The sequence below is a fragment of the Streptomyces sp. DSM 42067 genome (assembly GCF_055792885.1).
Genome location: NZ_CM147706.1, coordinates 1,256,656 through 1,279,370 on the forward strand (window position 1 = coordinate 1,256,656; position 22,715 = coordinate 1,279,370).

The 22,715-nt window shown below is 72.2% G+C and carries 20 protein-coding genes and 1 pseudogene; 5 read left to right on the forward strand and 16 right to left on the reverse strand.

Translation table 11 applies throughout. The features are described from left to right. Nucleotides 1–30 precede the first annotated feature (30 nt). The 4 genes from ACSMXV_RS06040 to fabG all read right to left on the reverse strand — a co-directional run bounded on the left by ACSMXV_RS06040 (nucleotide 31) and on the right by fabG (nucleotide 4,166). The gene (locus tag ACSMXV_RS06040; protein ID WP_473176668.1) at nucleotides 31–840 is read right to left on the reverse strand and encodes a TetR/AcrR family transcriptional regulator; all 810 of its coding nucleotides are present in this window, start codon (nucleotides 838–840) and stop codon (nucleotides 31–33) included. 205 nt (nucleotides 841–1,045) lie between these two features. After that, on the reverse strand, nucleotides 1,046–1,894 hold the full coding sequence (locus tag ACSMXV_RS06045; protein ID WP_473176669.1) for an acyl-CoA thioesterase: 849 nt from the start codon (nucleotides 1,892–1,894) through the stop codon (nucleotides 1,046–1,048). Between the two features lie 260 nt (nucleotides 1,895–2,154). Next, a complete protein-coding gene (locus ACSMXV_RS06050; RefSeq protein WP_473176670.1) occupies nucleotides 2,155–3,375 on the reverse strand; it encodes an acetyl-CoA C-acetyltransferase in 1,221 nt (406 codons plus the stop codon). A gap of 44 nt (nucleotides 3,376–3,419) precedes the next feature. Next, nucleotides 3,420–4,166, reverse strand: coding sequence for a 3-oxoacyl-ACP reductase FabG (fabG, locus tag ACSMXV_RS06055; RefSeq protein WP_473176671.1), 747 nt, complete (start codon nucleotides 4,164–4,166; stop codon nucleotides 3,420–3,422). A 168-nt stretch (nucleotides 4,167–4,334) separates the two neighbouring features. Here fabG and ACSMXV_RS06060 point away from each other — a divergent pair, with 168 nt between their 5' ends. From ACSMXV_RS06060 to ACSMXV_RS06075, 4 genes and pseudogenes are all read left to right on the forward strand, one after another. Continuing rightward, nucleotides 4,335–5,495, forward strand: a complete 1,161-nt coding sequence (locus tag ACSMXV_RS06060; RefSeq protein ID WP_473176672.1) for a CaiB/BaiF CoA transferase family protein — start codon at nucleotides 4,335–4,337, stop codon at nucleotides 5,493–5,495. A gap of 37 nt (nucleotides 5,496–5,532) precedes the next feature. Next, nucleotides 5,533–6,690 (forward strand): acyl-CoA dehydrogenase family protein, encoded by a 1,158-nt coding sequence (locus ACSMXV_RS06065; RefSeq protein WP_473176673.1) that lies wholly within the window; start codon nucleotides 5,533–5,535, stop codon nucleotides 6,688–6,690. Nucleotides 6,691–6,725: 35 nt separating this feature from the next. Then, the gene (locus tag ACSMXV_RS06070) at nucleotides 6,726–7,529 is read left to right on the forward strand and encodes an acyl-CoA thioesterase (RefSeq protein WP_473176674.1); all 804 of its coding nucleotides are present in this window, start codon (nucleotides 6,726–6,728) and stop codon (nucleotides 7,527–7,529) included. Nucleotides 7,530–7,566: 37 nt separating this feature from the next. After that, nucleotides 7,567–7,797, forward strand: a pseudogene (locus tag ACSMXV_RS06075) (aldehyde dehydrogenase family protein); the annotation flags it as partial. Between the two features lie 60 nt (nucleotides 7,798–7,857). On the opposite strand, the gene ACSMXV_RS06080 reads toward ACSMXV_RS06075, so the two are convergent. From ACSMXV_RS06080 to ACSMXV_RS06130, 11 genes are all read right to left on the reverse strand, one after another. After that, complete coding sequence (locus ACSMXV_RS06080) at nucleotides 7,858–9,324, reverse strand: aldehyde dehydrogenase family protein (protein ID WP_473176675.1); 1,467 nt, start codon at nucleotides 9,322–9,324, stop codon at nucleotides 7,858–7,860. 11 nt (nucleotides 9,325–9,335) lie between these two features. Beyond that, nucleotides 9,336–10,136: a mycofactocin-coupled SDR family oxidoreductase gene (locus tag ACSMXV_RS06085; RefSeq protein ID WP_473176676.1), complete on the reverse strand. Its 801-nt coding sequence runs from the start codon at nucleotides 10,134–10,136 to the stop codon at nucleotides 9,336–9,338. Nucleotides 10,137–10,200: 64 nt separating this feature from the next. Beyond that, complete coding sequence (locus ACSMXV_RS06090; protein WP_473176677.1) at nucleotides 10,201–11,031, reverse strand: mycofactocin-coupled SDR family oxidoreductase; 831 nt, start codon at nucleotides 11,029–11,031, stop codon at nucleotides 10,201–10,203. A 172-nt stretch (nucleotides 11,032–11,203) separates the two neighbouring features. Next, nucleotides 11,204–11,992 (reverse strand): FadR/GntR family transcriptional regulator, encoded by a 789-nt coding sequence (locus ACSMXV_RS06095; protein WP_473176678.1) that lies wholly within the window; start codon nucleotides 11,990–11,992, stop codon nucleotides 11,204–11,206. A gap of 125 nt (nucleotides 11,993–12,117) precedes the next feature. After that, entirely contained in the window at nucleotides 12,118–14,268 is a 2,151-nt protein-coding gene (locus tag ACSMXV_RS06100; RefSeq protein ID WP_473176679.1) for an AMP-binding protein, read from the reverse strand. Then, nucleotides 14,268–15,062, reverse strand: coding sequence for an enoyl-CoA hydratase/isomerase family protein (locus tag ACSMXV_RS06105; protein WP_473176680.1), 795 nt, complete (start codon nucleotides 15,060–15,062; stop codon nucleotides 14,268–14,270). The genes ACSMXV_RS06100 and ACSMXV_RS06105 overlap by 1 nt, the downstream gene beginning before the upstream one ends. Before the next feature lie 77 nt (nucleotides 15,063–15,139). Continuing rightward, nucleotides 15,140–16,699 carry a class I adenylate-forming enzyme family protein gene (locus tag ACSMXV_RS06110; RefSeq protein ID WP_473176681.1) on the reverse strand — a complete coding sequence of 520 codons (1,560 nt, stop codon included), beginning with the start codon at nucleotides 16,697–16,699 and terminating at the stop codon, nucleotides 15,140–15,142. Continuing rightward, complete coding sequence (locus tag ACSMXV_RS06115) at nucleotides 16,692–18,308, reverse strand: class I adenylate-forming enzyme family protein (RefSeq protein ID WP_473176682.1); 1,617 nt, start codon at nucleotides 18,306–18,308, stop codon at nucleotides 16,692–16,694. Before ACSMXV_RS06115 ends, ACSMXV_RS06110 begins: the two co-directional genes overlap by 8 nt. 42 nt (nucleotides 18,309–18,350) lie before the next feature. Next, nucleotides 18,351–19,166 carry an enoyl-CoA hydratase/isomerase family protein gene (locus ACSMXV_RS06120; RefSeq protein ID WP_473176683.1) on the reverse strand — a complete coding sequence of 272 codons (816 nt, stop codon included), beginning with the start codon at nucleotides 19,164–19,166 and terminating at the stop codon, nucleotides 18,351–18,353. A gap of 238 nt (nucleotides 19,167–19,404) precedes the next feature. Continuing rightward, nucleotides 19,405–20,415, reverse strand: coding sequence for an alpha-ketoacid dehydrogenase subunit beta (locus tag ACSMXV_RS06125; protein ID WP_473176684.1), 1,011 nt, complete (start codon nucleotides 20,413–20,415; stop codon nucleotides 19,405–19,407). Then, nucleotides 20,412–21,419, reverse strand: a complete 1,008-nt coding sequence (locus ACSMXV_RS06130; RefSeq protein WP_473176685.1) for a thiamine pyrophosphate-dependent dehydrogenase E1 component subunit alpha — start codon at nucleotides 21,417–21,419, stop codon at nucleotides 20,412–20,414. Before ACSMXV_RS06130 ends, ACSMXV_RS06125 begins: the two co-directional genes overlap by 4 nt. Nucleotides 21,420–21,536: 117 nt before the next feature. Here ACSMXV_RS06130 and ACSMXV_RS06135 point away from each other — a divergent pair, with 117 nt between their 5' ends. Next, nucleotides 21,537–22,172, forward strand: a complete 636-nt coding sequence (locus ACSMXV_RS06135; protein ID WP_473176686.1) for a cysteine hydrolase family protein — start codon at nucleotides 21,537–21,539, stop codon at nucleotides 22,170–22,172. A gap of 96 nt (nucleotides 22,173–22,268) precedes the next feature. Here ACSMXV_RS06135 and ACSMXV_RS06140 read toward each other — a convergent pair whose 3' ends face one another. After that, nucleotides 22,269–22,703, reverse strand: a complete 435-nt coding sequence (locus tag ACSMXV_RS06140) for a nitroreductase family deazaflavin-dependent oxidoreductase (RefSeq protein WP_473176687.1) — start codon at nucleotides 22,701–22,703, stop codon at nucleotides 22,269–22,271. Between the last annotated feature and the right edge of the window lie 12 nt (nucleotides 22,704–22,715).

The following is a 22,715-nucleotide window of genomic DNA, read 5'->3' on the forward strand; positions in this document are numbered from 1 at the left end:
TGACGGGGGCGGGCGGGCGGCCTCGGGAGCTCACAGCCAGTCGGCGTTGGGTGTGCGGCGCAGGTCGACCGCGCAGATCCAGATCCGGTTGATGGTGGCGGCCGCCCGGTCCGCGTCCAGCTCGGGGTGGGCGTCGGGTTCGGTGAACACCCAGGAGCAGACGTGGGAGGTCATCGAGATGAGGGCTGCGGCGGTGGATGGCGCGTCGACGGCCGGATCGGCGAACCCCTGCGCCTGCCAGCGGCGGATCAGCCCGGCCACGCGGGCGATGTGCCGCCGCCGGCGCTCGACGGAGGTGTGGCGCAGCTCCTCGTCGATGTGCCCGAGCTGCTCCAGCAGCGCGTGGACGCGGGCGTTGGCCCGGTACGTCTCGATGTAGCGCAGATTGGCGCGGGTCAGCTCCTCGACCGGGTCCAGGCGGGGTTCGCCCTCGGGACGGTTCCGGACGGAGGAGTCGACGAGCTCGGCGACCTCGGCCGTCACCGCGCGGAACACCTCCACCTTGGAGGCGAAGTAGGTGTAGAAGCTGCCGTGCGCGATGCCCGCCTCTTTGACGATGTCGGCGACGCCGACATCCAGGTAGCCGTCGCGTTCGAAGACCCGGCGGGCGGCGTCCATGATCTGCCTGCGCCGGCGTTCGCCGCGGGCGGTGACCCGCTCCGAGGGGATCGCCCGGCGCTCGGCAGCGGTGCCGGCCGGCGTCCAGCCGCCGCGCGTGCGCGGGCCGTCGCCGACCGCGGGGGTGCGGGCGGGGGTACGGCCGCGCGCGGACTTGCCCTGACCGGACTTGCCTTGCCCGGATCTGCTCTGATCGCCGGTCTCCCGCTGACGCTGCGACATGTCGACAAGCTTATCGATTGACCGCGGACGGCAGGAAGTACCACGTCATGACCACGGCCGCAGAGACACAGGCCGCACCGACACAGGCCGCACAGAGCCCGTCACCAGCCCAGATCCCGCTCGTCGACCACCTGGTGCCAGCGGGTACCCCGCACCCCGCCACCCAGGCGTGGGACAGCTGCGCGAGGAGGGTGGCGCCGTCGGCTCAGCCCAGCGTCCGCCAGAGCGCGGCGGTCTGGCTCACCGATCCGGCGAGCCGGCCGTCCTCACCCCACAGCCGCACCCAGCCGTGCCCGTAGCCGCCGGCGGACTGCTCGGGGACGCCGTCGACCAGCACCCACTCCGTCTCCGACGGGCCCCCGACCCGCACGGTGTTGTCCATGCTCGTCCCCCCGCCTGCCGTCCCCGCCTCGCTCATCACCATCGACGGCAGGCAGTCGCCGGCGAGCGCCAGCAGCGCGGGCCGGGTCGCCGGGCGGCCGGGAACCCGCATCCACCAGCGGTGCGGGTTCTCACGGCCGTCGGCGGAGAGGACGGGGCGAAGCTCGGCGATACCGAAGAAGCCCGGGGACATCCCGGGCCGCATCTCGGGCGGAGACATACGCGGACAGGCGTCGGGCGCGGGCACGTCCGGCATGACGGGCACGGTGTGGTCCGGGATGTCCGACTCCTGCTCCACCTCGCCCATAGCGGCGACGGCGTGCAGCATGAGCGCGCCGGCGGACCGCGCCTCGATGCGCACCTGCGAGGTGCGCCGGCCCGCAGCGAGGATTTCGGCCCGCAGCTCCAGGTGGTCTCCCTGGGTGCACGCGCCGACGAACTGCGTGGTCAGCCAGGTCAGCCGGCGTCCCGTGGCCGCTTCCGCCGCGGCCGAGACAAGCGCGGTGCCCACTCCCCCGTAGAGCCTGCCGAGCGGCGTGAGGTGCCGCTCGGCGATGTCGGCGCGCGCGTGCAGCCCCGTCGCGTCCACGTCGAGTCCGAGCCACTCCTGGTCGGCCCGCCGTTCCTTGGCCTCGACGCTCTCTCCGGCCTCGACAACCGCGATCTCGGACATCGGAATTCTCCCCTCGCTACTCCTCGCACTACTCGACATACATGTCGAGTTACTGACCAGTCTGCCCGATGCAGTCAGGCAACTCAACGGGAAGCGGAGGCCACTTCAGCCCCGGGCATACGGATCCAGCTGGACGAAGCCACCCACGTCGGCACGGTCGAGATCCGCCGCCCACGGCACACGCGCCCTGATGCTGTGCAGCGAGGGAGAGATTCTGCGCGGCAGGCGCGCGCGGCGCCCGCCGCGCCGGTTCGCCGCCGTCACACCCGCTCGAACACGGCGGCCAGTCCCTGCCCGCCGCCCAGGCACATCGTCTCCAGCCCGTAGCGCACCTCGCGGCGGGCCATCTCCCGCAGCAGGGTGGCGAGGATGCGGCCGCCGGTGGCGCCGACGGGGTGCCCGAGCGAGATGCCGGAGCCGTTGACGTTGAGCCGCTCGAAGTCGGTGTCGCCGAAGCCCCATTCACGGGTGCAGGCCAGCACCTGGGCGGCGAACGCCTCGTTGAGCTCGATCAGGTCCATATCGGCGAGTTTCAGCCCGGCGCGCTCCAGGGCACGGGCCGTGGCGGGGACCGGGCCGATGCCCATCGTCTCGGGCGGCACTCCGGCGACCGCCCAGGAGACGAGCCGGCCGAGCGGCCGCAGCCCGAGTTCGGCCGCGCGCTCCGGGTGTGTGACGACGCAGAGCGCGGCGCCGTCGTTCTGGCCGCTGGCGTTGCCGGCGGTGACCGTCGCCTCGGGGTCCTGCCGTCCGAGGACGGGGCGCAGCGCGGCGAGCGCGGCCGACGACGCGTCGGGGCGTGGGTGTTCGTCGGTGTCGACGATCGTCTCGCCCTTGCGGGTGGTAACCGTCACGGGGACGGTCTCGTCCGCGAACCGCCCTTCCCGCTGCGCCGCGACTGCCTTCTCGTGCGAGTGCAGGGCGAGCCGGTCCTGTTCCTCGCGCGGGATCCCGTAGGCGCGGCGCAGGTTCTCGGCGGTCTCCAGCATGCCGCCGGGGACGGGGTGGTGGATGCCGCCGGAGGTGACACGGCCGCGGGCCAGCCGGTCGTGGAGCGTGGTGCCCGCGCCGCGTACGCCCCAGCGGATGTCGGTGGAGTAGAACTCGGCCTGGCTCATGGACTCGACGCCGCCCGCGAGGACCAGGTCGCTCGCGCCGGTCTGTACCTGCATGGCGGCGTTGACGACGGCCTGGAGTCCGGAGCCGCAGCGACGGTCGATCTGCAGCCCGGGCACCTCGACAGGCAGCCCGGCGTCGAGGGCGGCGACACGGCCGATCGCCGGGGCTTCGCCGTTGGGGTAGCACTGGCCGAGCAGGACGTCGTCGACGGCCCGGGCCGGGATGCCGGTGCGGTCCAGGAGGGCGCGGACGAGGGTGGCGGCGAGCGTGGCTGCGGTGACGTCGCGGAAGGCGCCGCCGTAGCCGCCGACGGGGGTGCGGACGGGTTCGCAGATCACGGCCTCGCGCAGGGGGGCGGTCATCGTTCCTGCCTTTCCGGGAAACGGGAGCGGGAGCTGATGGAGTGTCACATGTGGCGGCCGCCGGTCGCCTCGATGACGGCACCGGTGAGGTAGCTCGCCATGCCGGATGCAAGGAAGAGGACGACCTGGGCGATCTCCTCCGGTTCACCGGCGCGGCCGAGCGGGATGTCGGCGAGCTTCGCGTCCCACACGGCCCGGGGCATGGCCTCGGTCATCGCGGTGCGTACGAGGCCGGGCTGGACGGCGTTGACACGGATGCCGTCGCGGGCGAGTTCGCGGGCGGATGCCTTGGTCAGGCCGATGATCCCGGCTTTGGCCGCGCTGTAGTTGGTCTGGCCGAAGTTGCCGGTCTTGCCGGCGATGGAGGAGACGTTGACGATGCTGCCGCCCTGCCCGTGGGCGCGCATCGCCTCGGCAGCGCGCCGGGTGCCGTGCCAGGCGCCGCCGAGGTGGACGTCGACGACGGCCCGGAAGTCGGCGGGGGTCATCTTGCGCATCGTCGCGTCGCGTGTGATGCCGGCGTTGTTGACCATGACGCCGAGCGGGCCGAACTCGGCCGTGCAATGCGCGACCAGGGCCGCGACCTCGTCCTCGTCGGTCACGTCGCAGCGCAGGGCGGCGGCTCGGACGCCTTCGCCGGCGAGCCGCTTGGCGGCCCGGTCGGCGGCGTCGCCGTCGATGTCGCCGAGGACGACGGCGGCTCCGGCGTCGCCCAGCGCGCGGGCGATCTCGTAGCCGATGCCCTGCGCCCCGCCGGTGATGACCGCGTTGCGATCGTCCAACAGGCCCATGCACACCTCCAGTTGACGGATCGGAGCCGTGCCCGAGGCGCGGCGATATGCAGGCTATCAACGTAAGCAGTTATATGATAGATAGAAAAGGCCGGTCGCTGAGAGATGGTCGGGCGGGCACGGCACAGAACATCCGGCAGAGGTGAGACCGCTTGTGGAGGTGGGGCCGTGCGGCCGCTGGAAGGTATCTCCGTCCTGGAGCTCGGCATGTGGGTGGCGGCCCCGGCCGCCGCCGCGATGCTCGCCGACTGGGGCGCGGACGTGGTGAAGGTGGAGGCGCCGACCGGCGACCCGAACCGGCACACCCTGCGCCATCTCGGCCAGGACACCGACAACGCTCCCCCGTTCGAGACCGACAACCGCGGCAAGCGCGGCGTCGCCCTCGACCTGCGCACCGACGCCGGCAAGCACGCCCTGGAGCAACTCCTCGACCGGGCCGACGTCTTCGTCACCAACCTCCGCCCCGGCGCACTCGAGCGCCTCGGCCTCGCCCCGGAGGCGCTGCGCACCCGCCACCCGCACCTCATCATCGGCACCCTGACCGGCTACGGCTGGGAGGGGCCCGACCGCGACCGCGCGGGCTACGACGTCTCCGCCTTCTGGGCGCGGACCGGGATCGCCGCGATGCTCAACCCGGCCGGCCAGCCGCCGCCCGGCATCCGTCCCGGTCTCGGCGACCGGATGGCCGCCGCGAACCTGGTGGCCGGGGTCCTCGCCGCGCTGCTCCGGCGCGAGCGCACGGGCGAGGGAACCGTCGTCGACGTCTCCCTGCTCCGTTCCGGGATCTACGCCAACGGCAACGACCTCGCCCTGCAGAACTTCTTCGGCAAGCGCGGCCGCACCCGCCCGCGCACCGAGCACGAGTCGCCGCTGTACAACTCCTACCGGGCGGCGGACGGCCGCTGGTTCTGGCTGGTCGGCCTGGAGGGCGACCGGCACTGGCCGGGGGTGGTCAAGGCGCTCGGCCGCGAGGACCTGACGGCAGACCCGCGCTTCGCCACCGCGCGCACCCGGCGCGCCCACACCCGCGAGCTGATCGCCGTCTTCGACGAGGAGTTCGCCCGCCGTCCGCTCGCCGAGTGGGCCGGACGGTTCGATGCGGAGGGGGTGTGGTGGGCGCCGGTGCAGAGCCTCGCGGAGGTCGCCGCGGATCCGCAGGCGGAGGCGGTGGGGGCGTTCGCCGAGCAGCCCGGCATGGGCGGCGCACCGCCGCTGCGCACGGTCGCCGGCCCGGTCCGCTTCTGGGACGTCGAGGACAAGCCGGCCCGCGGCGCGCCCCGGATCGGCGAGCACACCGCCGAGGTCCTGCGCGAACTCGGCCTCGGCTGACCCGTACCCCACTGACGATGCGGCCTGAGGAGTTGGAATGGACCCTGACGAGTTCGGCGCGGTGCTGGCCGAGGTGCGGCGCTTTGTGCGGCAGCGGGTGCTGCCGCTGGAGGCCGAGATCGAGGAGAAGGACGAGGTCCCGGCCGCCGTCCGGGAGGCCGCGGCCGCGATGGGCCTGTTCGGCTTCGCCCTGCCCGAGCGGTTCGGGGGGCTCGGGCTGTCCGCGCACGAGGAGGCCCGGCTGGTCTTCGAGCTCGGCTACACCACCCCCGCGCTGCGCTCGATGTTCGGCACCAACAACGGCATCGCCGGTCATGTGCTGATGGTCGGCGGGACGGAGGAACAGCAGGCGTGCTGGCTGCCTCGGCTCGCCTCGGGCGAGGTGCTGGCCTCGTTCGCGCTGACCGAGCCGGAGGCGGGCTCCGACCCTTCGACGTTGACCACGCGCGCGCGGCGGGACGGCGACGGATGGGTGATCGACGGCGCCAAGCGGTACATCACCAACGCCCCGGTCGCGGACGTCTTCATGGTCTTCGCCCGCACCGGCCCGGACGCCCCGCGCACCCGGGGCATCTCCGCGTTCCTCGTCCCGGCGGACACGGCCGGCCTGACGGTGGCCCCGCGCGATCACAAGATGGGCCAGTCCGGCGCCTGGACGGCCGACGTGCACTTCGACGGGGTCCGCGTGCCCTGCGACGCGCTGGTCGGCGGCGAGAGCGGGCTGAACAAGGGCTTCGCCACCGCCATGGGCTGCCTGGCACACGGCCGGATCCACATCGCGGCGCTCTGCGTCGGGATGGCCGAGCGGCTGGTGGACGAGTCGGTGGAGTACGCGCGCACCCGCCGCCAGTCCGGCCGGCCGATCGGCTCCTTCCAGCTCGTACAGGGCCTGATCGCCGACTCGATGACCGACTACTACGCGGGCCGCGCCACCGTCCTGGACGCCGCCCGACGCTTCGACTCCGGCGAGGACACCCGGACGGGGCCGTCGTGCGCCAAGTACTTCGCGAGCGAGATGGTCGCCCGGGTCGCGGACCGGGCCGTGCAGGTGCACGGCGGGGCCGGATACATGCGCGGAGTCGCCGTCGAGCGCTTCTACCGGGACGCCCGGCTGTTCCGCATCTATGAAGGGACCAGCCAGATCCAGCAGGTCATCATCGCAAAGTCCCTGCTCGGCGAGGCCGCGCGCGGTTGACCGCCCCGGCTGCCACCCCCTTCTGGAAGGCCACGATGACTGTCACCTGGGACGACCTGCTCGCCTGCCTCGACCTGCGTCCGGCGGACGGCGCCGCGTCGGCGTACAGCGCACCCAACCTCGCCTCGCCCGCCCTGTTCCGCCTGTTCGGTGGACAGTTGCTCGGCCAGGCGGTCCGCGCGGCCGAGCTCGCCTGCCCCGGCAAGCGCGTGAAATCCGTCCACCAGCAGTTCCTGCGGACGGGCCGCACCGGCGAGCCGGTCCGGTACGAGGCGGACGTCCTGCGCTCCGGGGCCACCTTCGCCACCTGCGCGGTGACCGCCCGCCAGGAGCAGGGCCCGTGCGCCTTCGCGTCTGTCACCCTGCACGCGGACGAGGGCGGGCCGGAGCGCCAGGACGTACCGCCCGTGCCGCCGCTGCCGGGGCCTGGCACGGAGGCCAAGATCCCCCTCCTGCCCTGGGAGTGCCGCCTCACCGCCGACCTGGACTCGCCCGAGGTGGGGCCGCCCGAGCTGGAGCTGTGGATGCGCCTCCCGGCCGGGGACCCGGCGCTCGCGCCCGCACTGATCGCGTACGCCACCGACCTCACCCTGGTGGGAACCGCGCTGCGGCCGGTGCCCGGGATCGGCCAGTCGACGGCGCACGCGGCGCTGTCCGCGGCGACCACCTCGCACACCGTCTGGTTCCATCGCGCCGTGCCGGCGGACCGCTGGCTGCTGCTGCGTCAGCATGCGCCGATCCATGCCCACGGCCGCTGCTTCGGCCGCGGTGACGTCCTCCGGGACGACGGAATGCTGCTCGCCTCGTACGCGCAGGAGGCGCTGCTGCGGTTCCCGTGACGCGGGCAGCCGCGGCAGCGCCTAGGCGGTCCAGCCGGCCGACAACTCCCGCTACGGCCTGTCCGGTTCCGTCTTCGCCGTCGACCAGGACCGGGCCCTGGCCGCCGCCCGCCGCATCCGCACCGGCAGCTTCGGCATCAACGGCGGCCGCTACTTCCACCCCGACGTCCCCTTCTGCGGCTACCGCCAGTCGGGCCTCGGCCGCGAGGGCGGCATCGCAGGCATGGAGGAGTACCTGGAGACGAAGACCTTCGGCGCACCGGCCTGACATCGCAGGAAAGGGGCCCCGCGGCTGGATCGCCGCGGGGCCCGTCCGTATCCGCCTCCGTCAGCCCCGCATCCCGATGCGCACGTTCTTGACCTGAAGAAACTCGTACAGCCCCTCGGCGCCGCCGGCCCGGCCCGAGCCGCTCTGTTTGTAGCCGCCGTAGGGGCTCTGCGGCTCGAGGTCGCTGTACTGGTTGATCCATACCGAGCCGGCCTGCAGGCCGCGGGCGAGCCGGTGCGCGCGGGTCAGGTCGCGGGTCTGCACGAAGGCGTTGAGTCCGTACGTGGTGTCGTTCGCGATCCGGACGGCCTCCTCCTCGTCGTGGAAGGGGAGGACCGAGACGACGGGGCCGAACGTCTCGGCCTGCGCCAGTGCGCTGCGGCTCGGCACGTCCCGGAAGACGGTCGGTTCGATGTAGTAGCCCTCGGCGAGGTCACCACCGACGCGGGCTCCCCCGGTGACCAGCTCGCCCGACTTCTCCTCGACGGCGCGCCGGATCACGTCGAGGATGCGGTCGGCGGCGGCCTGGCTCACAACGGGGCCGAAGGCGGTCCGGGGATCGAAGGGATCCCCGATCCGAGCCCGGCCGACGCAGTCGAGGAACGTGGTGAGGAATTCCTCGTAGACGGTGTCCTGGACGAGAATCCTGCTCGCGCAGGCGCAGCTCTGCCCGGACTGGGTGATCGGCCCCTGCTCCGCGGCGAGATGGGCGGCGGTGTCGAGGTCCGCGTCGGCGAAGACGAGGTAGGCGGACTTTCCGCCGAGTTCGGTGGCGACGGGGGTCAGGTGCCGGGCGGCACCGGTGAGGATCTTCCGTGCGGTGTCGCCTCCCCCCGTGAAGTGGATCTTGTCGATGCCGGAGTGCCCGACGAGCGCCTGGCCGCCTTCCGGCCCGGCCGGCAGGACGTTGACCAGCCCGGACGGCAGTCCGGCGGCCAGGCACAGCTCGCCGAACCGCAACGGCGCGAAGGGGGAGATCTCGGCCGGTTTCAGTACCACCGCGTTGCCCGCCGCGAGCGCCGGCGCCACGGCGAGCGCGATGACGACCAGCGGTCCGTTCCAGGGCGTGATGACCCCGACGGTCCCGTAGGGTTCCCGCTCGACCAGGTTCACGTCGAACGACCCCGCGACGGGCGTGCTCAGGCCGTGCGCCTTGTCGGCGTGACCCGCGTAGTAGCGCAGAAAACGCTCCAGGAGCGCGCCGTGGCCCGCCCGGGAGATGGGCACTCCGTAGTCGTGGACGTTGAGCCTGCTCAGCTCCTCCGCGTGCTCCGCGACCGCGTCGGCCAGCCCCAGCAGCAGGTCACGGCGTTTGTCGACGGGATACGAAGACCACTCGCGCTGCGCCTCGGCGCCCGCCCGCACAGCGGCGTCGACCTCGCGCTCGCCGGCCAGCGCGAGGCGGGCGTTGGGCCGGCCGGTGGCGGGCTGGATGTGGTCGATCGTGCCGCCGGAGGTGTGGGTGATCCGGTCGGTCCCGATCAGGGGTGCGCCGTCGGGCAGTTCGCTCGCCGTCTGCACGGTCATCCGCCTGCCCCCTATCGGATCGTGACGCCCGCGTCGATCTTGAACTGCATTCCTGTGACGTAGCGGGACTCGTCGGAGACGAGGTAGAGGACGGCGTGGCTGATGTCGAGGGAGTCCACGGCCGGGACGGGCAGGGCGTTCTGGTAGATCGCGCCGAGTTCGGGGCGGTCGCGGAGGATGGCATGCAGGGACGCGGGTTGCATGCCGGTCATCACGCCCGTCGGATGGACGGTGTTGACGCGGATACTCTTCTCCGCCAGCTCGTTGGCCAGGGAGAGGCTCATGCCGTAAATGGCATGCTTGGAGGCGGTGTAGGGGGTGGCGAGCGGGCTGCCCTTGATGCCGGCGGCAGAGCTGATGTTGATCAGGCTGCCGCCGTGTTCGAGCAGGTGCGGCAGAGCGGCGGTGCAGGTGTTCCAGGCGCCGAGCAGGTTCACGTCCAGGATGAGACGCCACTGCTCCTCGGTGGTGGCGTCCCAGGTGCCGACGGTGATGACGCCGGCGTTGGCGACGGCCGCGTCCAGGCCGCCGAGTTCCGCGGCGCCCTCGTCGACGGCCTGCTTCAGCGCGGCGGCGTCGCGTACGTCGGCGACGCGGGTGACGGCCCGCCGTCCGGTCTTCTCCACCAGCCGGGCGGTCTCCCGCAGCTCGGCCTCGGTGGCGAGCGGGTACTCCAGCTCGGGGAAGGACTGGCAGATGTCGACGAGGACGACGTCGGCCCCTTCCTCGGCGAGCCGTACGGCGTGACTGCGGCCTTGCCCGCGGGCGGCCCCGGTGATGAGGACCCGCTTGCCCTGGACCCGTCCGGTCATGGTCACGTTCTCCTGTCTGTCGGGGTGGCGAGCGGCTGCGCGCATCCCTGCTGGGCGGCCGCGGTCAGACCTTGTTGGCGAAGCCCGCGTCGACGGGGAGGGTCACGCCGGTGATCCACTGGGCTTCGTCGGAGGCGAGGAAGGCGACGGCCGCGCTGATGTCGCCGGGTTCGAGCATCTCGACGGGCATGGGATTCTGGAGGTGGTGCCCGCCGCTCGGGTTGCTCTCCAGCCACGCGGCCAGGGCGGGGTTGACGGCCATCGTGGTGCGCACAGCCGTCGGATGGATCGTGTTGACGCGGATGCGGTGCTCGGCGAGGGCATTGGCCAGGCTGCGCATGATGCCGACAAGCCCGTGCTTGGCCGCCGAGTAGCCGAGTCCGCCGCCCTCCGTCCCGCCGAAGCCGCGCAGACCGGCCGAGGAGCTGATGAGGATGACGGAACCGCCCCGCCCGCCCTCGACGAGGTGGGGGACGGCGGCGCGGGTGGTGTGGTACACCCCGGTGAGGTTGACGTCGACGACGTCCTGCCACTGCCGGAGTTCCTCGTCGGGGGTGAGCCCGGGACGCGACATCGGGGCGATGCCTGCGTTGGCGCAGACGATGTCGAGACGTCCGAACTCCGCTACGCCGGCTGCGACGGCCGCCTCGACCTGTGCGTGATCGCGTACGTCGGCGACCGTGCCGAGCATCCGCCTGCCGCGGGCTTTCACCAGGTCGACGGTTTCGGCGAGGTCCTCGGGGGTGGCGAGGGCGTAGCCGTTGGAGGGGATGTCGGCGCAGATGTCGATGCCGACGATGTCCGCGCCTTCCGCCGCGAGCCGCAGGGCGTGGCTGCGCCCCTGGCCGCGTGCCACGCCGGTGATGAAGGCGACCTTGCCGTCCAGTCGTGCCACGCGAGCCTCGCTCTCCACGGGTCCACCCCGCTGTCGCGATCCACTCTTTCTTTACAATGATTGAATCAGATCATGTATAGCGAAGTGCCGTCAAGACAACGGGAAGGCCCCGCCGGTCACCACTGGACCGGCGGGGCCTGCACAAATCGGCGCGCCTCGAGGGCGGACGGCCTCAGCCCGCCTCGCTCAGCCGGTTCGCCACGATCGTCTCCTGGCCGCCGGAGGTGAGGGTGTTGGTGTGGGCGGCGCTCAGGTGGGCCGAGGCGATGGAGGCGGCCTTGTCGGCGTCGCCCTTCTCGATGGCGTCGACGAGCCGCTCGTGGGCGCGGAGCGCGGCGCGTACCGTCTTGGAGGCCAGCGGGGACGACGGATCGTACTCGGCGTCGACGCCCTCGGCGGCGTCCTGCCAGACCTGCGACTCGTGGGCGGACCAGATGCTCTCCAGCGCGCCGATCACCACGATGAGCGGCTCGTTGCCGCACAGAGCGACTAGGCCGCTGTGGAACCGGCCGGAGTGCTGCAGGTAGGTGTCGATGTCGCCGATGGAGGCGCGCTGTTCCTCGATGAGCTCGCGCAGGGCGGGCACGACGGCCTCCTCGCGGTCCTCCCGCTCGGCGCAGAGCCGGGCGCAGATCGGCTCGATGTAGCGCAGCGCGACACTGACCGCGGACGGGGAGGCCGAGCGGTTCTGCAGCACCATCGCGATCATCTGGGCGGCGCGCTGCGGGGACGGAGCATGGACGACCGCGCCACCTACGTTGCCGCGGCGCACAGTGATGAGACCGTCGGTCTCCAGGATGCGCATCGCCTCGCGCAGGGCGGGGAGGCTGACCTGGTACTCGTTGAAGAGGGTCTCCTGGTTGCCGAGGAGATCACCCTCTTTGAGGCGTCCGCTCAGAATGTCCTCACGCAACCGTGACGCGACGATCTCTGCCAGCCTGGGTTGCCGCAACTGACGCATAAACGCCTCCGATTGAGCGCATTCGGGCCGTCACCGGCCCCCGGTGGGTCAGCGCCGCGCCATTCCTGTTGCCACGCCCGTCACCTCTCTTATCTTTTCTACCTTACTACGGAAAGGGGGTGTCATCAGGACTGCCGCCGACCGACCCGGGGCAGTCCGTCCCGGCTGCCCGCGACCGCCCGCGCCCTCGCCCTGCACAGCAGCCCGTCCGGTCCGGACAGCGCCGCCTCGAAGCTGATCTCGCGCCCGTCCGGGCGGCGTTCGACGGCGAAGTCGAGTTCCTCGCCTAGCGGGGTGGGCCGAAAATACCGCACGGAGATTTCCTTCGTCTTTCCGGCCGCGCCGGCCTCCGAACTGTGGTGGGCGATGACGGAGTCGAAGAAGACGGCGAGGAATCCGCCGTGGACGTATCCGGGCGGCCCTTCATGGACCGGCGAGAAACGCACCTTGCCCTCCGCCAGTTCCGCGTCGAGCCGGGTGATGTCGTAGACCGGGAAGGCCGGGTTGTACGCGCCGATATGGACCGAGTGGTCGAGGTAGGGGCGGAGCGCCGGGTCGTCGGCGTGCGGTCCGGTCCGTACGCGCGGGGTGACGGCGGTGTGCGCGCGCAGTTCGCGGTCGGCGTACCGGATCTCCGCCAGCAGACGGTCGAGGCGCGGGGACGGGGCGTCGAGCGCGAGCACGGCCTCCGTGAGCGAGCGCGCCGCCTCGGCGAACTCGACGGTCTGCGGGAGCGGGGCGAGGCCGAAGTCCCAGCGGCTGGGCCAGTGCCAGGCGGGCGCGGTGCCGTCCCGGTCGCGCACGGCGGTGAACAGGTCGCGGGCCGCGCGCAGGTCGACCTTGCCGGAGGCGGTGCGCGGGAGCTCGGGGACGAAGTACAGCTGGGTGGGCCGTTCGTAGCCGGCCAGCGTGGCGGCGACCTCGCGGCCTATGGCGGACGCGTCCGCCGCCACGCCCGGGCGGGGTTCGAGCAGGGCGACGGGCGCCTCCCCCAGGCGCGCGTCCGGAACCCCGAGAACGACGGCGCCGCGCACGTCCGGATGACGCTCCAGCGCCGCCCGGACGCGGTCGGGCAGCACCTTGAAGCCGCCGCGGTTGATGGCACCGTCGACCCGGCCGAGGATGTAGAGGAAACCGTCGGCGTCGATCCGGGCGAGGTCGTTGGTGTGCAGCCAGTCGCCGTCCGGGCCGTGGTGCGCGGGGCGTACCTCCAGCAGCCCTTGCGCGTCGGGCTCCGTCAGCTCCTTGCCGTCCTCGTCCACGATGCGCAGGGCGCACCCCGGCTGGGCGCGGCCCGCACTGCCGCGCTTGTCCCGCCAGTGCCGCTCCCAGTCGGGCAAGGTCCAGCCCGCGACGCCGCCCGCGAACTCGGTGGCGGCGTAGGAGGTGAGGACCGGGACGCCGAAGCGTGCGGTGAACTCGTCGGCGTCGTCCGGGGAGAGCGGGGCGGTGCCGGAGGTGACGGCGCGCAGGCTCGCGAGATCGGCGGGGTCGGGGTCGGCCTCCAGGACCATGCGCAAGGCGGCCGGGACGAGGCTCGCGGTCCGGGGCCGGTGGGTGCGCACGGCCCGCAGCCAGGCGTCGACCTCGAACTTGCGCAGGAAGACGAAGGGGCGCTGGGCCAGGACGTTCTGCAGGACGCGGTAGACGCCGCCGATGTGCGCGAGCGGGGAGTTGACGATCGCGGTCCCGCGCGCGGGCCGGCGGGGACGGCTGTCCCCGGACGGTCCCACGGTCGCCAGCAGGGCGTCGTAGGTGAGGCTGATGCGTTTGGGCGGGCCAGTGGTGCCGCTGGTGAGCATCCGGACGGCCACGCCGAGGAGGCCGCGCGGGTCGCCGGCCGGGCCGGTCGGGGCGCGGCGGAGCTCCGGTTCGGCGCCGAGCCTGTCGATCGCGCACAGGGCGGTGGGGCCGGGGACGTCGGCGAGCGGTGCCAGATCGTCGCCCGTGCCGAGGACGAGAGGCAGGCCCAGCCCGGCGATCTCCGCGCGGACGTCGTCCGCACCCCGCGCCGGGTTGATCACGACCAGGCAGCCGCCGCGCCGCACGACGGCGAGGAGGAGGGCGATGTGCACGGGGGTGTTGCGGACGAGTACGCCCACGCCGGAAGCATCCCCCGGGGCGAACCGGTCGATGACACCGTCGATCCCATCCATGGCAGCCGCGAGTTCCGCCCAGGTGTGCCAGACGCCGTCGAACTCGATGGCCCGGCGGCCTGGTTCGGCGGAGACGGCCTCGGCGACTCGTCGCGCGAGGGCATGACGGCCGGCACCCATCAGCGCACCGCCGGGTTCGCTACGTGCGGCGCGCGCCCGCCGACCTCGGCCTGCCCGATCGGGTTGCCGAGCCGGGTGTACATCAGGTTCTGGTCCATGGCGGCCCGGTAGGGGCGGTCGAGGGATTCCCAGATGGCGCGGACGGTGCCCTGCGTGGCGGCGGACGGCTTGGCCGCGATGAGGCTCGCGAGCTCGAAGGCCCGCTCCCAGAGCACGGCCCGGCCCACGACCTCGGTGACCAGGCCCATGGCGAGCGCGGTCGGGGCGGAGACGCGCTCGTCGTTGCCGAGGAGCGCCATCCGCAAGGTCTGCCCGAGCCCGATCTTGCGGATCAGGCCGACGGGTTCGATGGCGGAGACCATGCCGGCGCTGACGTGCGAGTCGAAGAAGGTGGCGTCCTCGGAGCAGATGACGATGTCGGACTCGTTGACGAAGTAGAAGGCGCCGGCGGTGCAGATGCCGTGCACGGCGCAGACGACTGGCTTCCAGAGCTTCTGCCACTTGGGGCTGATCAGCTCGCCGGGGTCGTCGTGGCTCCAGACGTCGTCGGGCTGGCCGTACTCCTTCTTGACGTCCAGTCCGGCGCTGAATGCCCGGTCACCGGCTGCCCGCAGGACGATCGCGTGGATCTTGGTGTCCTTGCGGAGCCGCTGCCAGGCGTCGGCGATCTCGTGACACATGGTGCGGTCGAACGCGTTGAGCGCGTCGGGGCGATTGAGGGTGACCGTGGCCACCTTGGCGAGATAGTCCGTGTCGTAGGTGATCGTCTCGTACGTGGCCACCGGTCCCCTCACCCTCCAGACTGTTAGCTATCTTCTATAAGATAGATAGCATTCTGGATGCGTGCAAGTACGCTTCCGCGCGGTCCTGTTCAGCGGCGGCGGAGCTGTGTCCCCTCGTCCGCGAGGCGCCGGCGCAGTGCCGCCAGGTCCGGCTTGTCCGAGGCCAGCCGGGGCACTTCGCCGGCCGACCGCAGGAGCAGCCAGCGCGTCGGGACCTTGAAGGAGCTCAGCCGGGCGCGGGCCTGCGCCGCAAGGCCAGTCGCCTCAAGGCCCTTGCCCACCACCACCGCCCCCACCTCCGGGTCCCCGCCGGCGTCGATGCCTGTCACATGGACGTCTTCGACACCCGGGCACGTTCGCAACGCGCGCTCCACCTCGGCCGGGTAGACGGTCGCGCCGCTCACCTTGAACATGTCGTCCAGCCGGCCCTCGTACCAGAGGAAGCCCTCGGCGTCGAGACGGCCCAGGTCGCCGGTGGGGTAGTAGCTGTCGGCGGTGAACACGTCGCAGCGTTCGCGGCCGGTGATGGCGCGCATGACGTTCGGCCCGCGCAATAGGATCTCGCCGCTGTGCCCGGCGGGCAGGCGGCGTCCGCTCGACGGGTCCGCGACGGCCACCTCCACCCCGGCGAACGGGCGGCCGCAGCTGCCGCGCGCCGAGCCCGGCAGGTCGGTGTCGAGGGGGTGGCCGCTGTACGGGCCGAAGGTCTCGCTCATCCCGAACAGGTTGGCGCGGGCGCCGGGTTCGGCGCGCAGGGCGGGCGGCAGGACGGCGTCCAGGCTGCCGGGCCGCAGCCCGGGCAGGCGGGCGGGGTCGTACGACGGATGCGCCGCGAGCCTGGTCCCCTGCTGCGGCCAGCCGCGGAACAGCGTCACCCGCTCACGTTCGAGAAAGGCGAGCGTCCGCTCGGGGCCGGGCGACTCCTCGGTGAGCAGGGTGGCGCCCGCGACCAGGGCGGTGAGCAGCCCGCCCGCAAGGCCGCCGGCCCAGAAGAAGGGCATCGGAATGTAGAGCCGCTCGCCGGGGCGGACACAGCGGGCACCGAGTCCGGCGGCGACGGCGCGCAGGGCGCTGCCGTGGGTGTGGACGGTGCCCTTCGGGGTGCCCCGGCTGCCGGAGGTGAACAGGACGACGAGGTCGTCGGCCGGGCGGACGGCCGGTTCCGGGTATGCGGGCCCCTGGCCGGGTTCGCCGTCCCAGAGCTGGATATGCCGCAACGACGGGATCCCAGGGTGGAGTTGCCCCGAGGCCACGCGTTCACGGACGCCGGGCAGGGCCTCCTCCAGGTCATCGAGGTAGCGGCGACCCCGGTAGCCGGGCACGGTGATGAGGGCACGGACGGCCGCCGTGCGCAGCTGGGCGAGGAGCTCCGGCGGGCGCAGCAGCGTGCTCAGCGGGACGAGGACGGCGCCGATGCGCGCGACGGCCATGGCGGCGGTGGCCCAGCCGGGCCCGTCCGGGAGCAGGAGCGCGACCCGGTCGCCCTTGCCGACCCCGGCCGCGAGCAGCCGCTGCGCGGCGGCGCGACTGTCCCGCTCCAGCTCGGACCAGGTGATGCGGTCGTCGTCGCGCACCAGGGCCGTCGCGTCGCCGGCCGTGCGCGCCCGCTCGGTGAGCAGCGCGGGGACGGTGAGCGGGGTGTCAGGCATCGTGGTCCTCTCCCTTGGCGAGGAGGGCGCGCAGGGCTGGGGCGTCGAGCTTCCCGCTGGACTTCAGCGGTACCTCGTCGGGCGCCAGGACCCGGATCCGCTTCGGGATCTTGTACGGGGAGAGCCGGCCGCCCAGCGCGCTGCGCAGGGCGCCGACGTCCGCAGGATCACCGTCCGGGCTGACCAGCGCGGCTGCGACGAGCTGGCCGCGCTCGGGGTCGTCGATGCCGAGGACGTGCGCGGTGAGCCCGGTCAGGTCGGCGATGGCTTCCGCCACCTCCTGCGGGGAGACGTTGGCGCCGCTCGTCTTGATCAGGTCACCGGCGCGGCCGTGGAAGTAGAGGAAGTCGTCCACGTCGCGGGAGAAGAGGTCGCCGGTGTTGAACCAGCCGTCCGGCTCGAAGACCTCGTGGCGTTCGCGGCCGTAGTAGCCCTCCATCAGGGACGGGCCGCGCAGCAGCAGCTCACCGGTCTCGCCCGGCGCGCACGGCCGTCCGGCGGCGGGGTCGCGGACAAGGGCCTCGAGGCCGGGGGCCGGGCGGCCGAAGGAACCCCGCCGCTGTTCGGGCTGGTCCGTCTCGTCGTCGCTGAGCAGACAGATGCTGCCGGTCTCCGTCATACCGAAGAGCTGGTGGCGCAGGCCGGGGTCTGCTGGGCGCACGGGCTCCGGCATGATCGGGTAGAGGTTGCCGCGCCGGATCGAGGAGAGGTCGCGGCCGGGGAAGCTGGGGTGCCGGGCGAGGGCGGCGGCGGACTGCGGGTAGCCGTTGAGCAGCGTCGGCCGCTCCCGCTCCAGCAGGTCGAGGGTATCGGCGGGGTCGCGGGCGGTGGAGCAGAGCAGGGTGGCGCCCGCCTCCAGGGTGGCGAGGAGGTTGGCCGCGTAGCCGCCGATCCAGAAGAACGGACTGTTGGAGAAGAGGACTTCGGACGCGTTGTAGCTGCGGATCCGGTTGATGTCGGCCAGGTGGCGCAGGAGCGGGCCGTGGCAGTGGATGACGCCCTTGGGGGCGCTGGTCGAGCCGGAGGTGTGAACGATGACGAGCCGGTCGGCGGGGCGTACCGCCTCCTCGGCGGCTGTCAGGACCTCGTCGGGCGCTGAACCGTCCAGCCCTGCATACACGTTCTGTTCTGCGAAATGGACCTGTCGCAGGGTCGGGACGGTCGGCGAGATCACGGCCTGCGTGGTGTGCGGGTCGGCCTCGGGAACGGCGGCCCGGACATCCGCGACGTAGTCGTGCGAGCGGTAGGACGCGGCGGCCAGCAGCGTGTGGACGTCGGCGTCACGCAGCAGCGAGCGCAGCTCGTGCGGGGTCGACAAGGTGCTGAGCGGCAGGGCCACCGCGCCGATCCGGGCGACCGCGAAGGCGGCGACGGCGAAGGCGGAGCCGTTGGCGTGGAGGAGCCCGACGTGGGTGCCGTGTCCGACGCCGGCGGCGAGCAGGGCGCGGGCGAGGCGGTGCGAGCGACGGTCGGCGTCCGCGTAGGTCAGGACGTCGTCGTCGCAGACCAGGAACTTCTTGGTGCCATGCTGCCGGGCGCGCAGGCGCAGCAGCTGCGGCAGGGTCGGCTCGGTGTCGTCGCCGGCGTCCGTCCGATCGGGTCCGTCCACAGGTCATCTCCACTTCAACAGGCCGGGGCGAGGCGGGGTGCGTCAGCGCGCCTTCCACTCCGGGTCACGTTTCTCCAGGAAGGCGCGGGGTCCCTCCTCGGCGTCCTCGGTGGCGGCGACGCGCAGCCGGTAGCTCTCGGCGAGCAGTTCCGCCTCGTAGACGGGCAGGGCGAGGCCCTTGCGGACGGCGAGCCGGGTGCCGCGGACGGCGAGCGGGGCATTGCGGTTGACGAGCTCGGCGATCTCCCAGGCGCGCTCCAACAGACCTTCGGCTGGGACGAGTTCACTGACCAGGCCGAGCTGGTAGGCGCGTTCGGCGCTGAGCCGTTCGTGCTTGCCGGTCAGGGCGACGCGCATCGCCACGCCCAGCGGCAGGAGGCGGGCCAGCCGGACGGCCTCCCGTCCGCTGGACACGCCGATGCTGACGTGCGGGTCGAAGAAGGTGGCGTGCTCGGCGGCGATGGCGATGTCGGCTGTCGTGATCAGGTCGAGTCCGGCACCGGCGGCGAGGCCGTTGACGGCGCAGATCATCGGCTTGGTCATGCGCAGGTACGGCGCGGTGGCCTCCTGCGGCGCGTCCCACTGCCAGAAGGAGCCGAGCAGGGCTTCACCGCGGGTGTCCTGGCCCGGGCGGCTGCTGTCGGGGATGACACCCACGTCCGCCCCGGCGCACAGGGCCCGATCGCCCGCACCGGTGACGATGTAGGTCCAGATGTCGGGGTCGTCCTCGATGGTGCGGTAGGCGTGGTCCAGCTCGTCGATCATCCGGTGGTTGATCGCGTTGAGCTTCTCCGGGCGGTCGAGCGTGACGCAGGCGGTGCGGCCACGCCGATCGAGGCGGATCGTCTCGTACTCCATCTCCGGTCCTCTCTGCCGCGAGTGTCAGGAAACGAGCGGACGGTGGTCACCATCAGCGCGGCGACGACGGTGACCCCGTGCTCGGCGACCGCGAGCGGGTTGATGCCCGTTCGCGGGTGCGGCTGCTGTGCAGGACGACGAATTCGCCAAACCGGACAGCGCACTTGACAGCCTGGTCCTCGGGGTAGGCGGGCAACCTCCCGATCCGCTCCCCCATGCCCCCTCTCCCCGTCTCCCCTCACCCGAAGAGCTTGCGCACCGTCGCCTCGATGGCCTCGCGGGACGGCATGTACGCGGCCTCCAGCGGTTTCGCGTACGGCACGGGGGTGTTGGCCGAGGCGACCCGGCGGACGGGGGCGACGAGCCGGCCGAACAGCTCCTCGTTGATGGTGGCGGCGAGCTCGGCGCCGTAGCCGCTGCGGCGGACAGCCTCGTGGACGATGACGGCGCGGCCGGTGCGGGCCACGGAGGAAAGCAGCGCCTCGGTGTCGAGCGGGACGAGGCTGCGCAGGTCGAGGACTTCGGCGCTGATGCCGTCGGCGGCCAGCGTCTCGGCGACGGCGAGGCAATCGTGCACCTGCCGGCCCCAGGAGACGAGCGTGACGTCGGTCCCTGAGCGGGCGGTGCGTGCCTTGCCGAGCGGGACGCGTACGTCGCCCTCGGGTACGTGGCCCTTGAGCGAGAAGTAGAGATGGTGCATCTCGACGAAGACGACCGGGTCGTCGTCGAAGATCGAGCTGAGCAGCAGCCCCTTGGCGTCGGCGGGCGTGGACGGGACCACGACCTTCAGTCCGGGGGTGTGGGTGAGCGGGCTCTCCAGCATGTCGGAGTGCTGGGCGCCGAAGCCGCCGCCTGCGCCGGTGACGGTGCGTACGGTGATCGGCACATTGGTCTGGCCACCTGACATGTAGCGCAGCTTGGCGGCGTGGTTGACGAGCTGGTCGGCGCAGACGGAGAGGAAGTTCATCAGCATGATCTCGGCGACGGGCCGCATCCCGGTGATCGCGGCGCCGATCGCCGTGCCCATGATGGCCTGCTCGGATATCGGGGTGGGACGGACGCGGTCCAGGCCGTGCCGGGTGCTGAGCCCCTTGTGGATACCGAAGCCGCCGCCGCCCGGGTCCTGGATGTCCTCGCCGAGCGCGAAGACTGTGTCGTCGAGGCTGAGGGCGGTGTCGAGGGCCTCGCGGATGGCCTCGAGCTGGGTCAGTGTACGCTCCGTCGGCTTGGCCGTGGCGTCGGCGGTCACAGGGCCACTCCCTCTGCGTAGACGTCGGTGGTGAGGTCGGACGGGTCGGGCAGGGGCTGGTCGAGGGCGTAGGCGAAGGCCTCGTCGATCTCGCGGCGCAGTTCGTCCTCGATGGCGGCGGCCCCCTCCTCGGTGAGGGTTCCGGCGGCGATCAGGTCGGCGCGGAGCCGGACGACGGGGTCGGCCTCGACGGCCTCGCGCAGCTCCTCCGCCGGGATGTAGGGCATGGAATCGCCGATGCTGTGGCCGTTGAAGCGGTACGTCATCGCCTCGATGAGCGTGGGTCCGCCGCCTTCGCGCGCGGCGTCGACGGCAGTGCGCGCGGCCGCGTACATCTCGGCCGGGTCGTTGCCGTCGACGTGCAGGGCGCGCATGGAGTAGGCGGCACCCCGGTCGGCGATCCGGTCGACGGAGGTGCCGAGGGCGTAGCGGGTGTACTCGGCGTACTGGTTGTTCTGGCAGACGAAGACGACCGGCAGGCTCCACAGCGAGGCGAGGTTGAGGGCCTCGTGGAAGGCGCCGATGTTGGACGCGCCGTCACCGAAGTTGACGACGGCGACCTGGCCGGTGCCGCGCATCTTCGCGGAGAGCGCGACCCCGGCGGCGATCGGCAGCCCGGAGCCGACGACGCCGGTCGTGAGGATGAGCCCGGCCGAGACGTCGGTGACGTGCATCGGCCCGCCCTTGCCCTTGCAGGTGCCGGTGGCCCGGCCGAAGAACTCGGCGGTCAGGTCCCTGAGCGGCACCCCCTTGGCGATCTGGTCGTGGACGCCCCGGTAGATCGTCAGCACGTAGTCGCTGGGCTCCAGCACGGCCGCGAACGAGGCCGGGATGATCTCCTGGCCGCGCGGCGAGTAGTACATGCCGCCGATCTTTCCGGCCTTCATGGTCGCCTGGTACGTCTCGTCATAGATCTTGATCTTCGAGGCGATGGTGAAGATCTCGACGAGCCTCCCGGCCTCGATCTCCGGGGCCACCCCGGCTTCCTTGCTCACCGCAGTCACGACACTCTCCGATCCCGATCGGTCCGCGTCTTGCCGAACATGCGTCAGTCGCTCACTCCGGCCGACAGTATCAGGCAAAGATATATATCAAAGCAAGGATTGAAGTACGGTGGGGCCATGCCCACACCACCGTCACCACTGCCCGCCGGCCTCCTCGACCCCGGCCACACAGCCGTCGTCACCCAGGAATGCCAAGGCGCCGTCATGGGACCCCAGGCGAGGCTGGCAGCGCTCGCCGACGAAGCCCGCCGGACGGCCGTCCCCGAGATCGCCAGGCTGCTGCCCGCAGCCCGCACCGCCGGCGCCCGCGTCCTCCACTGCCTCATGCACCGCAGGCCGGACGGTCTCGGCGGCAACACCAACGCCCGCCTCTTCAAGGTGTCACCGGCCCTCGACCTCGCCCCCGACAGTCCCGGCGGCTCGCTCCTCCCGGAATTCGGACCGGAGCCCGGCGACATCGTCCTGGGACGCCTGCACGGCGTCGGCCCGATGGGCGGGACCGAACTCGACGCCGTACTGCGGAACATGGGCGTACGCACGATCGTCCCGGTCGGCGTCTCCGTGAATGTCGCGATCACGAACCTGGTCATGGACGCGGTCAACGCCGGCTACCAGGTGGTCCTCCCCCGCGACGCCGTGGCCGGCTACCCGCGGGCCTACGCCGACGCGGTCATCGACAACACCCTGTCCCTGCTGGCGCGGGTCACGACGACGAACGAGGTCATCAGAGCGTGGCGGGCCGACGAGGGCTGAAGGGTCTGCTCACGCGGCGCGCCTTGGACCGGTGCACGATCGGCGAACGCTCCGCGGCCCGTTCCGCTCACGACGCCAGAGCACGCGTGCCGCTGGTCATGCTGGGGACAGCACAACCACCGGGATGGGCCGCTCCGTGCGCGTCTGGTACACGTCGTAGTTCGGCCACTGGCTGGTCATGATCTTCCACAGGCGTGGTTTCTCCGCCTCCGACGCTGTTCTGGCGAGAACCGGGATGTGGTCGCTCTTGACCTGGATCTCTGCCTCGGGGTGGGTCTGAAGGTTCAGATACCACAAGGGAGGCTTCGGCGCCCCGCCGTACGACGCCACGACAAGGTAGTCGTCGCCGTCCCGGCCGAAGATCAGTGCGGACGTCCGGGGCCGGCCGGTGCGTCGCCCGGTCGTGGTCAGCAGGAGCGCGGGAACACCGTTCCAGATGTAGCCGACCTCGCCGTCCGACTCCCGGTACGCGCGGATGTGCTCGTCGCCGACCAGGGCGAGGTCCGGTCGGGTGTAGTTCGGTTCGGACAAGGTGATCCCTCC